The sequence below is a fragment of the Oceanobacillus sojae genome (assembly GCF_900162665.1).
GTDB classification, from domain to species: domain Bacteria; phylum Bacillota; class Bacilli; order Bacillales; family Amphibacillaceae; genus Oceanobacillus; species Oceanobacillus sojae_A.
Genome location: NZ_LT727813.1, coordinates 127793 through 143215, shown reverse-complemented (window position 1 = coordinate 143215; position 15423 = coordinate 127793). Strand labels below are relative to the sequence as shown.

Here is a 15423-nt window from a genome sequence, read left to right as displayed (position 1 = left end):
CAAACCTTTGTGGCATAAGGGTTCATGGGTTTTTGAAACAGTTTCCTATTGTTTTTCTACCCCCCTGTTAGAAACGGGGGGGTTAAGGCTTAGCCCAGCACAGCGGCTTTTGCGTTGCACGCCGCTGCACTGGGCAGCCTTTAGTTTGCGAGTTTTCCGATTTCCTTTAAGAAATCATGCTCGTTTGGCACAAGCGGCGTGTAAAATTCAGAGATCACACTATCCCCTTTATCAATATAACCACGTCCTTTGATTTGTTTGAGGAAAAACTGTTTTTGTACGTCGCTTCCGAACATCATGCCGAATCCGAGTTCGCTCATACGACCTAAAGCTACCCGAAAGTTAAATTGATCTCTTATTCCATCCCCAAGATATTTTGCGTCTGGACGTTGACAGGCTAAGACTAGGAAAAAGCCTGCTTGCCTCCCAAGCATGACAATCTGTTTCAACTTACTTAAAACGGCTGTATTTTCTTTGGAAGTAAGCAACTCCATAAACGCTACGTACTCGTCAAATATCAAAAAGTGTGGGGACAATCCTAAATAAGCATAGTTTTCTCCTGTTTTATAGCCTTCCATTTGTTTCATTTCTTCACTTCGAGCCATCATGGCTTCATGGAATTGGTCAATACATGCCATTATATCTTCTTTCTTGTAATGCACATCTGACATTACAGTGGTTAAGTCTGCTAAATCAGCGTTTTTAGGGTCAAGGATATATAGTTTAGCGTTTGTTTTGAGTAAGGCTTCAATGAGTGTCAAAATAAAATATGTTTTGCCACCGCCAGTTCCGCCAGCAATTAACATATGCGGTAGCTTATCGTATTCCCAATACACTGATTCCATGAGCTTTAAGCTACCATTTTGAGCAATAACTTCCTCAATAGAAATACGGTTCGCAATTGTGTCATAAAGTAGGATATACTCCACAAAGGAATCATGTAATTCTTTTGATACCAACTCACAATACAAGCCACTTTCCAACCTCTTTTCCAAATTTAATAATGGCTCTTGATATTTTCCGAGTGTAATTTCCACTTGAATATGCAGCAATCCTTTCTCAAAACGATAATAGATTTTAGGATAGTGGCTGATTTTCTCCTTTGCTTTATCAGAAGGGATGTCTTTAAAGAAACTTTCTTTGGTGACTTGTTTTGTTTCATACCAACCGTTTCCAAGTATCATTTTAGCGAGTTTTTGACGGTGAATAATCTGTTTGAGGTGGTCATACCGATAACAGTAATAGACAAAAGCACAACCGCCCGTCAATACAAGACTGATAAGCAGCGTCATTAATCCATACGTACTAATAAAATGAGCTTGAAATATATCAAGCTGCCATTTAGTAGATAGTAAAAAGGATAGGTGAAAGGGTGTAAAAAAGAGAAGCCATGTTCCAACTAACCGAGTAAATACAAACTGAAAAACGAGAGAAGCGTCTTTTTCTTTAATCCGTTTCCCTCGTCTTTTAAGAAGTTTCATATTTATTTATCCTTATCGGGTGGTTTATTTACGGATTTATCACTAACTGGTGCAGCTTTTCCTTTTAACACCAAATCATCTGCCTTGATATACCAATCCAAATCAGCTCCACGAAAGGTGGCAGTAGCGACTGTATCAGCTACAGGATTGACCATTTCTACCTGTGCGTTATAATCAAATTCCTTTAAGGGGACAGAAGCAGGTATACTGACTTGAATCATCCGTCCTTGTTCTTTCGATTTTAAATCATAGGTACGTTCTTTCACTTCGGTTGAAACCGTACCATCCTCATTTTGAAGAAAGACTTCTCTTCGTAATGCCGAAAACTTCAATATTCCAAAAGTCTTTTCTTTATCAATAATAATGCCTTGTGCTAATCTCACCTGTGATTCCTCCTTATGCTTTGACGATATCGTCTGCATGTAGTATATAGTTCGTAAACCCACGATCCCCAATTTTATAACCTTCTGCGGTAATACGTGCATTGACTAATTTTACGCTGTCCTCATGTTCAAAGAATTTTTCGCCAGCTTCATTAGGGAGTATGACTTCAATATCATCTGCCCGTTGAACATCTGAATAAAGATTATAACTACGAGATAGAGTGGTCATTCGTCCATTAATCCGTCGCTGTTCGACTTTGCCTTCTCCTGCATATTCTAAGTTACCGAATGTTTTTTCCATGTTCGGTATTACATATTTTAATTCCATGATACAGACCTCTTTTCTAATTTTAGTTTTTGATTCATGGTTCATAATTAGACATAAAGGGAGTGGGAGGGGAGCGAGAGTTAAACATCTGCATGATTCATCGCTCCTTATGCGTCTTGAAAACGATAATCTACTCGTCCATAAATCACACACCAAAACACAACCATTGTTTCTCCTTGTTTATCACGAACCAATTTCCCATGAAGAAAAAACGGATAATCTTCAATTTCTATCTCATTTAATACAAAATTGTCGTCAATCCATTGCATGACTTTATCTTCATATATTTCTTGCTCTTTCAAAGACATCATGCTCATTCTCCTTTTCATTTAAATTAGTCAAAACAACTGTCTGTTTCTAAATAATTTTAAAAAAAATAGACACCTCATTTTGAAGTGCCTATCTATTTCTTATTTAATTTTCATAATGGAAGTATCTTTTATTGTTCTTCACTTTTTTAGGATGTATAGTCGTATCAAGACTCTTTCAAAAGTAGTAAATTAGTGGTAAAAAAGATTACTTAATCCTAGAAAAGCATTGATAAATCCAATAATTATGCGGATAATCTGATTTTTACACTATTTTTTAATCGTAAAAAAAGAGCTATTTAAGAAAATCGCCAACTATAATTTTAAGGAGTGGGTACACCCATCATCATATTATAGTGTTGAATATGTCCTAGTTTGTAGAATACTAACCGAAATATTCGTTTATAGTTTTCAATATTTTCTTCATCAAAGGCTATAACAAAATCATCGCTTATAAAATGTGAGCCATCATTAATACCGGATACTAAAGCTTTGCAAACTATCTTATCTGTACCGTCAAATTCATTAATACATTTTTCATAATCCATATCACCAATAATCTTGAAATAATACTCCAATATTCGACGCATAGTGTTAAAAGAAGTTACTGTTGATATTTTATCAGAGATAAGCTCACGCCACATCAATTGATAAGTTGATTCAATAGGATTTGTATCGTAGATGTGAAAAGTACTTACATTATCTTTTTTCCTCACAATACCAAACAGAGCTTCCTCTTTAGAAAATTGTTTTCGACTGCCTAAAAAAGTAATTTCTTTATGGAAGTAGACATTATGAGTAAGGACAAAGGCTTGTTTAATGCCATTATCATTATTTTTACAATCATTAATTAAATTCTTTACTAATGTACTTACAATGAATAGAACATTACTGTCCAAACTAGAAATGGGATCATCAATTACAACTACTTTATTTGCCGATATCCCTGTTTTTTCCTGACTTCCATATACCAAATAGTAAAAATATAAAAATGTAATAAAATTATATTCTCCTTCACTAAGTGTGCTGCTAGCATTTGTACCATCATCTCTTAAAATGAGGTAAGTACCTTTTTGGTTTTCATTTTCTTTAAGATGAAATCCTTTGAAATCAAACTTTGTAAGAATGTTATTAATTTCTGTAACAGTTGGTACAACACTAGTTAGAGAATCTTCAATAGTTTCAATGTTAGTTTTATTATCTTGAATTTTCTTTTTTAAGGTTGAAATTTGTTGTCCAATAGAATCTTTAGCTTTTTGCTTTCCATTTGTAAAATTTAGATAATCTTCCAAGTCTACTTTCAATTCATTAACAATGTAATCCCAAAGTAAGTTTTTACAATTTATTTGTTCTTGTTTTTGATTTTTTACAATATTATTATTAGAAATAATTGCATTGTTATATGCTTCTATAATTTGGTTCATCTCTTCAATTAGTTTTTTAACACTATTTATAGTAATTTTGTTTGACGGTGAGTTTAATTTTTTTTGCAATTCTTCGTTGTTTAATTTCAATTGAGTGAATTTCATAATTCTTAACCCTTGCGTCCCAATGAGTTCAGGGCATAAAAAAAGAAGTACCTCCCCAAATCTTGTATAATGGTAATAACCACAAAACCATAAAAAGACTGGAGGAGTACTTCTTATGACCATTATACGACAACCGAGTCTATTTGGCATCCAAGAATTATATGACATGGAACCTACCCAAAAATATGAAGCGATTATTTCAGCGATTGATCTGGATCGTATTTATCATGCGATTAATAAGAAATCCCGGCTTGGAGCGCCTGTTGAGCTAAATTATGCAGGGATGATTATTTCTTTTTTTATTCGCTACATCGAGCGCATCCCAACGATCAAAGACTTAATCAAGCGTCTAAATGATGACTTTATCTTTAAAATGAACTGCGGATTTCTTGTTTCCGATTCTACACCGTCAGAAGCTGCGTATTCTCGCTTGGTTACAAAACTGAGTGAATCAGATATTTTAGAGAAATCCTTCGAAAACGTAACACTGGCAGCTATCACAGAAGGATTTATCGCTGATGAAGTCATCGCCATTGACGCAACCCATTTTGAAGCCCGGGACAAGGCGCCCGTTCAAAAAGAAGAAAAATCGGAAATCAGACCCAAAAAGCGTGGGCGTAAATCCAAGAAAGAACGCGACCAATATCTCAAAGAACAAGCAGAAAAAGAAGCGAATCTTCCATTGTATGAAAAGAAAATAGAAGCTCAATTAGACGTTCCATTAGACGTATTGCGTGCAGAAGTGCCACAGAACCCAAAATGGGGTGTGAAAAAGAATGCAGATGGTAAAAACGAGTATTGGTTTGGCTACAAAGGACACCTCGCAGTTGGGGCATCAAGCCAGTATATTCTACAATCCTTGTTTTCTTCCGGCAGCTTAAATGATGGAAAAGCCGCTATCGCCCTATTGAAGGGGATAGATCAACGACTTCCGCTTACGTCTGCTTCTTACCAGACATTGGATGCGGGCTATGATTTCGAGCCGATTTATGAACAAATTCATCGCATGGGACAACAGTCTGTCATTGCCTATAATAAACGCAATGAAGGCGAAATGATCGGGTTTGATAAGGATTTTGCCCCGACCTGTTTGCGAGAACATTCCTATAAATATGACAGCTTTGATCCGAAATACGAAACATTGAAGTATACCAGACCTAAGGAATGTAGCAACTGCCCACTTGCAAATGAAGGTATCTGTCAAAAAGTGTATAAAGTCAAAATAACCACCGATTTAAGACGTTATACGGCGCCTGCGCGCGGATCAAGAGCTTGGAAAAAGATTTTTAAACAACGGACAGCAGTAGAACGTGTCAACGCTTATTTAAAAGAGTTCTATCAGTTAAATAATGTTCGCTATCGCACTGGAAAGCGTGCGAAAGTCCATTTTGACATGGTCGCTTTGATTTACAATGCTTCCAAATTAGCTGCGGATCGCATCCAAGCGGAGCTTATTCAGCAACAACAAGCTGCATAATTTTTGTTTTTTAAAATACACTTTCGAAAATTCTGTTCGTCTTTGTATTTTTAAAAAGAGCAATTATGAAATTCATTCAATTGACTATTAAATAATTCATATTCGGTTTCTAGCTTCGAAGTATCAATAAATGGAATTGTTGTTTTTAAAATTTCAGAAAGAGTACTTTCAATCCTATTAAAATAAGTATTATAATTAAAAATAAATTCTTTAATGGATTGGCAATCTTTTTCATACTCTTCATCAAAATAACCTACAATTTCTTGTTGGATTTCTTTAGACAATGTTTGTTGGCAAAATGGGCATTGTTGATTTGAATTAGGAATATATTCTAACCCTTGTTTTACCCAATCGCTGTTTTTGAGTAATTCTATCAATTGTCCCATTGGGGTATCTTTACTACCTGTGATTACTTTTTGAAGTAAATCAGATTCTTCAATAGTTCGAATTTCAGTAATATCAATAGTAGGAAACTTAGTATAAACTTGACTTTCTTTAGAAAATGAAATATCGTACTTTTCTTTTATTTTATCTATGCTTTCAGCACCTTTCTTATCCCATTTTTCATAAACACTAATACAATTATCAAAAAATTTTTGTTTGCTTTTTCTGTAACCAACTAGAGCGTTGCTAAAGCTATTCCCTATGTCTTGTTGGAGCTTCCAACACTTATCCATAACTAACCCTTTTTTTGAAGTAATTTCTTCATCAAATTTTTTAATAGTTTCTTCTTTTTTATCAATCATACTCGATTTTTCTTGATTTTCAGTCTCTAGTTTTTTTAACTCCTCTTGAGCTTGAATAGAATCCTCACCCAAAGTAAAAATCCCTTTTACACTACTGGTAGATTGGCTAAAGTTGTCCTCTACAAATTGTTTGTTATAAACCAAAGTCTTGATGCTACTCGAATTTTTCATTTCTACCAAACAATCATCAGATAAATCGAAATTGCCTATTAAATTAGAAATTGTAGTTTTTCCACTTCCGTTACTTCCATATATAAAATTTAATTTTTTAGGAAGTATTTCTACAGGATTACTATACGTAGCTATTTTATGAATCAGCATTTTTTCTATCATTTTTATTCTCCTTGTAAAATGTCCTCTATTATTATTATCGTACATTTAGCAAAAAGTTAAAATGAAATCAGTTTTTAATCTAAGTTCTTTAGTATAAATTAAGGTATATATTCAAATAAACCAAGAGAAGTAACAAGAAAATTACCCTTGATTTACATATCACGTCCGAGTGCTTGATAGTCAATATAATTCTATAAATTGGTAGGTACTTCACCAAGTAGACCTGATACTTTCATATAGTAAAGTGCCAAATCTTCCATCGAATCACAACCGCTGTAACATATAATACTGTTTAGATTTTCCAGTGTTTCTTCAACGCTATTAAACCAGTAACTTTATATTTCGACAAGAGCGTCATAAAGCGGAATTCCTTCGATATCTTGTACCATAGCACTCAAACGATTGATTTCAGTAATAGGGGTGTACTCATGGATTACATATTCTTCATTTCGCAATATAGACTTGCATTTTCATTGGTTATCACGTCCTTTTTATAAAAACAGTCATAAAAAAAGTAGCAGTCAGTTAATGACGCTACTTATCAAGGTATCCACTAATGTAATCTGTAACTGTACTTGCAATACCTATTATTAGTTTTGCTTCTCTTTTTCCAATAATATTTGTATTAGGATGTGCAAGTGAATGTCTATTTCTTGCTTCGTTAAGAGAATTAATCATTCCATTTGATGACCTTATTGTTGTCTTCACCATATCAGCAAGGTCAGCAGGTTGAATTTCTTTTTCAATTAACGTTTGTATCCTATTATATAATTTAGATAGACTTTCGTCTCTAGGGGCTGTAATTCCAAAATTTTTTAGTATTTCAATTAAGTATCCATGAAAAGCGGTGTGCACTCTATCAAATGCACGTGGATATTCACCATTACTCATGAAAGACTCAGCATCTTCTATGGCTTGTGAGACCACATCACTAATTTTCAACGGACTAAAGTCGATTACTTCGTAATTCTCTGGAAGTGGTACTAAAATAGTATCTACTAATACATTATCACCTTGTTTATCATATATAGAGCTTGCTGTCTGGGTGAGCAAATCTTTATGACTTTCAAAAAAATCTAAATCATCAAAAGGAACTTTTATTTTAAGATAGGTACAAAGTGTATTCCATCCCCTGATGTATCCTTTATAATAAGTAAAATCTTCAGTCTCATCTAAAGTCACATCTGATATTTTTATTTTAGAAACAATTTTATTAACTCCTTCATGATAATTTGAAGAGCTCTTTCTTTCTAGTGTTTTAATTAATATTGATTTAAACTGGTCATCTGTAAACATATTTATAAATCCTTTCATAATAAAAAATATATATTTTATTTTATCATGAAAAATCTGAGCTACGCACCAATAATTCGATTGAATAAGTTTAACAATACGTCTTTTAAACCAGCTGCATTAAAGATTAATCCTACTGCAACCAAAGCAATAATAAAAAACAGTCAGTTTGAAATACTCAAGCCTAAATACTAAATAAATACCAATCAAGACAATTATCATATGCATTAAGGACTGTGCATTACCTAAGATCCGATTATACAAATTCTGCTCAAAATTCACTTTCTGTCTCCCAATGTTTTTATCCAAAAAAAATCATGTCAGATGAGAATATCCCAAATGCCAAAAAATCGAGTTTCTATAAAATTCTGCAATGCATGGATTATTTAATTCTGGTATCTCTAATAGGTTATTGTTAAACTGGTATCATATCTTTATCTTCTATTTAGATATCGTTTGTGTACTTTCAATATAGAAAATAAGGATTTTTATATTGGGCAAGGACATTTTTTTTATTTATAGAAAAAATAATTGAAACTGTATAAAGATAATTAAATCGTTATCAAACAGGGGGGCATTTGATGGAAAAAATAATTGAAGAATTGTTAACAACAGATACGCCTTGGGAAAGCTTTAAGGAAAATTATTATTCTGCTCAAGATATTAGACTGTTTTGTTTTGATAATGAGATCAATAACTTTGGTATGGATTTTACCTCGAAGCAGATAGATAAATATATTGTACATAGTTTTTCTAGTTTGGAGAACACTTTGGTCATTGATAAATATAACTTTGAATCGTATTTTAGAAAAATTAAAGTACATCGCTGCTTTGACTTTGATTCTAACATAATTAGTTATTTAAGAAATTATTTAGTATATAAGCAAATTGACCCCTCATTTAAAAAGCTATTAGTGTATTTAAAAAGTTCAGGAGCACAAATTAGTTGTAGTCCATATATATTAGAAGCTGGTGCCAATAGACATGATGTTGACACTGAATTTATATTTGAGAGTGTAGTTTCGTTTTTTGCATTTGATAAAGCTCAAAGCATAGAGGAATTTGATAGTTATAGTTTTGATACTATTAAAAATGATAGCGAAATCGTTAAAAATGTCTCTAGAGTAATGCAAGCAATTAAAGTAGATGTACCGTTGTTGCAACTACCACAGTATCATTTAATCTACTGTTTATTACTTAAAATATATGAAATAAACTTTAAATCTAAAAAAAGTGCAAAAAATAAAATGTTAGAATTACTGGAATGTGTAAATAAAGAACTATTTGCATATACAGAGAATGAGTTATATATAGCATACCTATTTTTTGACAAGGATGAACGAATCAGTTCTTTTTTTGGTGGTATTAAAGAAACTTCAAACAATGTAATTTCTAAAATTAATGCTATGGCTTGGGATTTACTGCATTTAAGAAATTTGGAAACTCAAGTTGCGTCCAGAAACTCTGAGTCAAAAGATGTTTTTTTTCATTTTTTTTGTTCTCATGATTTTGGAATTAATAATTAACTCAACTTTCGCACACTGAAATAGGCAGGTAAGCCCTGATATAGCTGGGTAAACCTGCAATCCATTGTTGGACTTGACTTTTGATTAATTTTTGTACCTTTTTATTGCTCATTTTCAAGGCATCTTCAAGAAGCTCGATCAACTGCTGAAGTGCCACAGCCCAATCGAGATCACTAACTTCATCACACAATTCATAAAACATGCCGCCAAGTGTTCGCTCGTCTGTGCTACATCGGTTTTGCCACGAGAGAACAATATAGCGTGCGAATACGATGGTCGTATGACTAATTAAGCCGTCATACGAACGACTTTGGAACTCTTTTTGAAGTTTTAAAAGAGATTTTGTTGTTTTGAAAAAAACTTCAATGTCCCATCTCATCCCATAAATACGAATGATTTCTTGATCACTAAGTGTACAATCGGTGCTTAGAATAGCTAACCATTCGCTCTTTTTATTCCGATTACGAACAAAGACAACTTTAATAGGAATGCCATTCGCTTGTGTCGTATGAATCGAACGAAGAATGCCTTTCTTTCCATCTGTTGGTTTCGCAAAACGATAAAGTTCTTTTAAGCTTACACGTTGGCCATTCACAAGGTAACGCTGTTTCAAGTTCTTTACCATGCCAATGACGTCCAAGCCTTGCTCTTTTATCTCCTTAACGAGAGGCTGATACGTGAACCAAGAGTCCATCAGCACATAGGAAGCATCGATACCGGCATTCATCGCGCGTTCCACCATACTTGGTAGTTGCTCAGGTGCGGTTTGTAATGCTTCTACTCTGCGTTTATAACCGGAACTACGCTTATCAATTTTTGATGATATGCCATTTATTTGGCTTTTCTTCGAGCTCAATAAAGAAAAGTCTACGGGAATGAACGTTGCACCATCTGACCAACCAAGCGTGAGCATACGGAACCCTTTATAAAAGCGCATCTTTTGGGATGCATGGTCAAAACAGCGAGCTAATAATTCAACCGATTTACTGCGGTTACGATCATACGAAGAATCATCTACAATCAATACTTTGGGGCGATCATGACGCGTTAAGCTGGTTACTTTTCCAATGGTATGAGCACTTAGAAATAGTAAGAACCTTCTCCAAGCGAAGGTAGATTTGTTTAAAAAACGATAGACAGCATTCTTCTCTGGACAATCACTCGCTTTGTTACTTTGAAGTATTTGATACCAGTTCTTATTTTCAAAGATCAAACAAAAAATCAATTGAAAAAGATAGGCACAAGTAAAACCGACAGACTTTGTAATACCAGCTTTTCTAAGATGCTTATACACGTTTAATTCTTTAAAGATGGAAGAAAGTTCATTTGGTAGTTGATTATTTTGGTCATTATTCGCTATCATATAGGAGACACCTCTTCTGTATTGGTAGTGTTTTCTAGTCAATTACACTATACCAAAAGTTGAGGTGTTTTTTTATACCTATTTCTAATGTCAACGACCATATTTGAACAGTAATAAGCTTTACGGCTAGTTAAATTGAATGCTTCTTTCTAGCTGCGAAAGTTGAGTAATATATTAAATCTAAACCCAATAAAAAGATTAGCAATAGTAAATAATACATGCTATCCTATACGCGAAAACAATATAACACAACTTGAATTTGGTGTGCAGATTATAGATAGTCTCAAGATGTATAAAAATTATAGAGATGAAAATAGAGAAAAAGTCAATTTGAAAAAAGTATCCGAGAAATATGAAAAGTCTTTAATGGAGGTATTGGAAAAGTGATTCTAGTACTGTGAAATTTGGTATCTATAAAAGTTTATTTATAAAAATGAAACTCTTAATAGTTTTTATAGTAAACAAGATAAAATAAAAAGCCGAAATGATTTCTCATTCCAGCTTTCCGATTTATTAAAATCAGTGGCACAGTCGTGGCACACTTTATATCAATTTTTATGTTTTTATAGTTTTTTATACTTCCCGAAATCCTATCATATCAACGATTTTTCACTATATTGTATTGGCGAAGTACTGAGTGGGAATGATTGGGAAATAATGTAAATTTATTTTAAAAGGCTATAAATCCTTACTATACAAGGATTTATAGCCTTTTATGTATTTTTATAAAAAGTGAAGTAACATGGACAGAAGTAGTACATATTGAAAATGGTAAGGGCACCTTGACGGAATCAAAGACTAGCCGCTTTAATATGTTTATGGCAAACTAATAATGTAGGGATTGGCATTTAATTTATGTATGGCCCGTAGGGCATACATAAATTAAATACGCCACTTGCCAACTCCTCCAAATAACTTTAAACTCCTCGTTGGACCAACAACGTTCGACAGGAGGTTATTAGGAGATGTTAGCAGTGGCACAAATTGATTATATCAGACATGAGGTAAATCAAAAAGGTGAATCCTATGCCGATGTGGCAAGGAGAATGGAAGTTGACCCACGTACAGTTAGTAAGTATGCAAATCAGGAAGAGTTCAAAAGAAAGAAAAAGCAAAAACGAAAAGCACGGGTAATGGAGCCAGTTAAGCCCATTATAGATAAGTGGATTAAAGAAGATTTAAAGAAGAAAAAGAAGTATCAGAGAACAGCTAAAAAAATGTATGAGCAATTAAGAGATTTTCATAGCTTTACAGGGTCAGACCGCACTGTACGCGATTATGTATCCAAAAGAAAAAAGGAATTAAAGGAATCGATGACAGAAGCAGCCTTACCTCTTGAATCTATACCAGGTACAGCTCAAGTTGACTTTGGAACTGGGCCATTTAACTATGATTCAGAAACGATCGATTTACCGTACTTAGTGATGTCGTTTCCGTATAGTAATAGCTTTTATTTTCAAGTTTTTCCTTCGGAAAATACAGAATGCTTATTGGAAGGTTTACAACGGATGTTTCAACATATGGGCGGGGTTCCGAAGACGATACGATTTGATAATTTATCCCCTGCAGTGAACAAAATATTTTCTAAAGGGGAACGTGAATTAACAGATACATTTGAACGCTTTGTATTACACTTTGGTTTTCAGTATGAGTTTTGTAATCCAGGTAAAGGCAATGAAAAAGGCCATGTAGAAGCCATGGTGAAATATGTAAGAAACAACTTTTTATTACCGGAAAATAGGATTATAAACGTTGATCATTTCAATGAAACATTATGGGAAATGGCAGAAAAAGATCGTGATCGACTACATTACGATAAAAAGATCCTTCAGTCAAAATTGTTTGAAGAGGATTTAAATAGCTTTCTTATGTTGCCTGAAAAGGGATTTGAATGTGCTCGATATGAGGAATTGAAATCAGACAAATATGGAATCGTCAATGTAGATACAAAACAATATTCGACATCTCCAAGGTTTGCGCAACAAAAAATTAGAGTCCGTATTACTTATAACGAAATTGCCATTTTGAACGAAGATAACGAAGTGATTGCCAAACACACCAGACTCTATGGTGTAAGGCGGAAATCTATGATTTGGCAGCCTTATCTAGATTTATTGTCCAAACGACCAAGAGCTATAAAATATTCAAGTATTTACAACCAGTTTCCATCTATTTGGACGGACTATTTAAAGAACTGTACAGAAGAAGAACAAAAAAATGCTTTACGCCTATTAGGAGAACTTTTAAAGAATGATGATTTTTCATTACTCAATGAAGCTCTTACGATGGCTTCATCTCATGGCCATCCAAGTACGGATCAAATCAAGCATTGTTTTTACACTGTAATAAATCAAAGCAATACATATAAGGAGATAAGTCCAGCTATTAATCTACCAACTATGCCTGCGGCAACCAGAGGGCTTTCTCATTATGATTCTTTACTTCAAAGCGGAGGTGTATCTTGATGAAAGAGCAAATTGAAGCACATGCCAAACGCTTGAAGTTAAGTTGGATAAGAGAGCATTACCATGAAATTAAAGCTGAAAATAATTATGACTATCTTCTTCAATTATTTGAAAGGGAGGTTGAAAATAGAGAGGAAAGAAAAGTGAACTTATTACTAAAGCAAGCACAATTACCAAAGACAGGCGACCAACCTTTTCAATGGGAACATATTCAAATCCCTCAAGGGATTGATCGTGATAAGATCCTCCAAGGGGAATTTATTCATGAAAAGGAAAATCTGATTTTATATGGTGGAGTCGGCACAGGGAAAACTTATTTGGCAACATTAATTAGCTTAAATGCCATACATAGGTATGGCACCAAAGTGAAGTTCTTTACGTTGGCATCTTTAGCAAATAAATTAATAGAGGCGAACCAAAATGGTTCCCTCCCCAGGCTGATTAAACAGCTTGAAAGACTGGATTTACTTATATTAGATGAACTAGGCTATATTCCTCTTCACAAAGAAGGTGCAGAGTTATTGTTTCAGGTGATATCTATGTGTTATGAAAACAAAAGCTTGGTGATTACTACCAACCTTCAATTTGGACAATGGAATCATGTTTTTGGGGATCCAATATTAACAGAGGCTGTGATTGATCGACTTATTCATCATTCACATTTACTACTTTTTAACGGTGAGAGTTTTCGTTATAAAGAATCATTAATACAGCAATAATTGGAGGCGACAAGTGGCATGCATTTTTAAATGCCATTTCATACATTTTTTACTTGCCAAATACACTTTAATATTGAGCTTATGACAGTCATAAATGAGTTTGTCTACACCGCGAAATTTGTAGCCTAAAGAAAGCAGCCTCAACAGCCTGCTGGTAGAGTATACTATTTAGCAGTTAATACTTCAAAATTCAGCGTACTTTGCTCGGTGACATTCACAATAAGCGTAACCGGATGGAGGCCGGTGTAATGCTTTCTTGTACTTAGATTTGCAAAGGAATGGATTTTTGTATAAGCCTTCCTCTCGTTTTTCTTTAAAAAAGCTCGGATATTTGGAATATTTTACAGTTTCGCTTACCATTTGCTTTCACATAATCAATGCTATATTCGAGCCGTACCTTGGTTGCTTTTTTTTGCTTCAATCTTACAGGAAAAGGCCAAATTCTCCCCAATGGAAATGGACGTAGCACCCAGCGCAAAGTCGTTAACATTCACATAATCGGGATTTGCAAACCCAAAGGTGCCCAATACATCTCTGTTGCCCTTTTTAAGAAGTGTCCTGTATCCATGTTTTACAATCCAATCAGTATGATCGTTTTCACCGTACCAATCCTTAGTGTAGATAGCCAATTATCTTGAAAGTAAATAGTTTTTTCTATTGACTAAATGTTCATTCAAAGATAAAATGTTAATAAACTTGAATTTTATGGGGGGATTTTAATGGATTTGTACTATGAGATTAATGGTACTGGACTTCCAGTTGTTATGATCCATGGCGGAGGTACTGATTTGCGGGAATGGAATTACTTGGCACCTTTACTGGCTAAACATTATCAAGTAATTTCTGTTGATGGTCGAGGTGTTGGTCAATCACCAACTCCGAAAGACCAAGTTAACTATGTGGAAGATATGCGGTTTTTTATAGATGAGCTTGAGCTTGATAAGCCAACCATCATCGGTCATTCCATTGGTGGGCAAATTGCAACTGAATTCGCTTTAACTTATCCGGAAAAAGTCACAAATCTTGTTTTAATTGCTCCTGCTTTATCAGGATTTCAAGGTTACACAGAATATGAGCAAATAATGCAAAAGGTGATGGGGGCTGCCCCGGATGTGGAGAAGATGGTAGATTTGATGCTGCATTCTCCAATGTATCAAGTCGTTATCCATAGTCCGCAAAGAAGTCTTGCCACGCAAATGCTTCAAGATCAGTTTCAACGAGTGTTGGGTGGACCTGCTTTTGAAATGATATGGCCCAATCCTCCTGCCATCGACCGATTAGAAGAGTTGACTGCCAAAACATTATTTATTATTGGCGAAAAGGATTTACCTGAAAATTTTCTTGCTCGTGAACACTTTAGAAAAATTCCAAATATCAATTTTATTGAAATACCAAATGCTGATCATATCTTGACTCTGACACATTCTGAAGAGTTAAATCAGGCAATCACTGCTTTTATGGAGGAATGAAGT

The 15423-nt window shown here is 34.2% G+C and carries 13 protein-coding genes and 2 pseudogenes; 5 read left to right on the top strand and 10 right to left on the bottom strand.

The window, feature by feature from the left end:
- Positions 1–140: 140 nt before the first annotated feature.
- From BN1068_RS18025 to BN1068_RS18005, 5 genes are all read right to left on the bottom strand, one after another.
- Positions 141–1481 carry an FtsK/SpoIIIE domain-containing protein gene (locus tag BN1068_RS18025; protein ID WP_077604241.1) on the bottom strand — a complete coding sequence of 447 codons (1341 nt, stop codon included), beginning with the start codon at positions 1479–1481 and terminating at the stop codon, positions 141–143.
- A gap of 2 nt (positions 1482–1483) precedes the next feature.
- Positions 1484–1864, bottom strand: coding sequence for a YdcP family protein (locus tag BN1068_RS18020; RefSeq protein ID WP_077604240.1), 381 nt, complete (start codon positions 1862–1864; stop codon positions 1484–1486).
- A gap of 13 nt (positions 1865–1877) precedes the next feature.
- Positions 1878–2192: a YdcP family protein gene (locus BN1068_RS18015; protein WP_077604239.1), complete on the bottom strand. Its 315-nt coding sequence runs from the start codon at positions 2190–2192 to the stop codon at positions 1878–1880.
- 107 nt (positions 2193–2299) lie between these two features.
- Positions 2300–2503, bottom strand: coding sequence for a hypothetical protein (locus BN1068_RS18010; protein WP_077604238.1), 204 nt, complete (start codon positions 2501–2503; stop codon positions 2300–2302).
- A gap of 320 nt (positions 2504–2823) precedes the next feature.
- On the bottom strand, positions 2824–4029 hold the full coding sequence (locus BN1068_RS18005) for an AAA family ATPase (protein ID WP_254846829.1): 1206 nt from the start codon (positions 4027–4029) through the stop codon (positions 2824–2826).
- 115 nt (positions 4030–4144) lie between these two features.
- Here BN1068_RS18005 and BN1068_RS18000 point away from each other — a divergent pair, with 115 nt between their 5' ends.
- The gene (locus tag BN1068_RS18000; RefSeq protein WP_077601279.1) at positions 4145–5506 is read left to right on the top strand and encodes a transposase; all 1362 of its coding nucleotides are present in this window, start codon (positions 4145–4147) and stop codon (positions 5504–5506) included.
- 50 nt (positions 5507–5556) lie between these two features.
- Here BN1068_RS18000 and BN1068_RS17995 read toward each other — a convergent pair whose 3' ends face one another.
- The 4 genes and pseudogenes from BN1068_RS17995 to BN1068_RS24090 form a co-directional block, all read right to left on the bottom strand.
- Positions 5557–6585 carry an AAA family ATPase gene (locus BN1068_RS17995; RefSeq protein ID WP_175637197.1) on the bottom strand — a complete coding sequence of 343 codons (1029 nt, stop codon included), beginning with the start codon at positions 6583–6585 and terminating at the stop codon, positions 5557–5559.
- 152 nt (positions 6586–6737) lie between these two features.
- Positions 6738–7031 (bottom strand): annotated as a pseudogene (locus BN1068_RS24095) (antirestriction protein ArdA); the annotation flags it as partial.
- A gap of 88 nt (positions 7032–7119) precedes the next feature.
- Entirely contained in the window at positions 7120–7881 is a 762-nt protein-coding gene (locus tag BN1068_RS17990) for an abortive infection family protein (protein ID WP_439822986.1), read from the bottom strand.
- 59 nt (positions 7882–7940) lie between these two features.
- Positions 7941–8160 (bottom strand): annotated as a pseudogene (locus BN1068_RS24090) (hypothetical protein).
- A gap of 299 nt (positions 8161–8459) precedes the next feature.
- Between BN1068_RS24090 and BN1068_RS17980 the strand changes: the two are divergent.
- Complete coding sequence (locus tag BN1068_RS17980) at positions 8460–9404, top strand: hypothetical protein (RefSeq protein WP_077604235.1); 945 nt, start codon at positions 8460–8462, stop codon at positions 9402–9404.
- Position 9405: 1 nt separating this feature from the next.
- Here BN1068_RS17980 and BN1068_RS17975 read toward each other — a convergent pair whose 3' ends face one another.
- Entirely contained in the window at positions 9406–10767 is a 1362-nt protein-coding gene (locus BN1068_RS17975; RefSeq protein WP_077600813.1) for an IS4 family transposase, read from the bottom strand.
- A 965-nt stretch (positions 10768–11732) separates the two neighbouring features.
- Between BN1068_RS17975 and istA the strand changes: the two genes are divergently transcribed.
- From istA to BN1068_RS17955, 3 genes are all read left to right on the top strand, one after another.
- On the top strand, positions 11733–13232 hold the full coding sequence (gene istA / locus BN1068_RS17970; RefSeq protein ID WP_077112926.1) for an IS21 family transposase: 1500 nt from the start codon (positions 11733–11735) through the stop codon (positions 13230–13232).
- Positions 13232–13951, top strand: a complete 720-nt coding sequence (gene istB / locus BN1068_RS17965; protein WP_064467641.1) for an IS21-like element helper ATPase IstB — start codon at positions 13232–13234, stop codon at positions 13949–13951. The genes istA and istB overlap by 1 nt, the downstream gene beginning before the upstream one ends.
- Before the next feature lie 719 nt (positions 13952–14670).
- Positions 14671–15420 carry an alpha/beta fold hydrolase gene (locus BN1068_RS17955; protein ID WP_077604233.1) on the top strand — a complete coding sequence of 250 codons (750 nt, stop codon included), beginning with the start codon at positions 14671–14673 and terminating at the stop codon, positions 15418–15420.
- Positions 15421–15423: the final 3 nt, after the last annotated feature.

Coding starts and splice junctions, on each gene's coding strand:
- istB (WP_064467641.1), top strand. CDS start 13,232: ATGAAAGAGCAAATTGAAGCACATGCCAAACGCTTGAAGTTAAGTTGG.
- BN1068_RS17990 (WP_439822986.1), bottom strand. CDS start 7,881: ATGTTTACAGATGACCAGTTTAAATCAATATTAATTAAAACACTAGAA.
- BN1068_RS18010 (WP_077604238.1), bottom strand. CDS start 2,503: ATGATGTCTTTGAAAGAGCAAGAAATATATGAAGATAAAGTCATGCAA.
- BN1068_RS17955 (WP_077604233.1), top strand. CDS start 14,671: ATGGATTTGTACTATGAGATTAATGGTACTGGACTTCCAGTTGTTATG.
- BN1068_RS17980 (WP_077604235.1), top strand. CDS start 8,460: ATGGAAAAAATAATTGAAGAATTGTTAACAACAGATACGCCTTGGGAA.
- istA (WP_077112926.1), top strand. CDS start 11,733: ATGTTAGCAGTGGCACAAATTGATTATATCAGACATGAGGTAAATCAA.
- BN1068_RS18015 (WP_077604239.1), bottom strand. CDS start 2,192: ATGGAATTAAAATATGTAATACCGAACATGGAAAAAACATTCGGTAAC.
- BN1068_RS18000 (WP_077601279.1), top strand. CDS start 4,145: ATGACCATTATACGACAACCGAGTCTATTTGGCATCCAAGAATTATAT.
- BN1068_RS18005 (WP_254846829.1), bottom strand. CDS start 4,029: ATGAAATTCACTCAATTGAAATTAAACAACGAAGAATTGCAAAAAAAA.
- BN1068_RS17975 (WP_077600813.1), bottom strand. CDS start 10,767: ATGATAGCGAATAATGACCAAAATAATCAACTACCAAATGAACTTTCT.
- BN1068_RS17995 (WP_175637197.1), bottom strand. CDS start 6,585: ATGATAGAAAAAATGCTGATTCATAAAATAGCTACGTATAGTAATCCT.
- BN1068_RS18025 (WP_077604241.1), bottom strand. CDS start 1,481: ATGAAACTTCTTAAAAGACGAGGGAAACGGATTAAAGAAAAAGACGCT.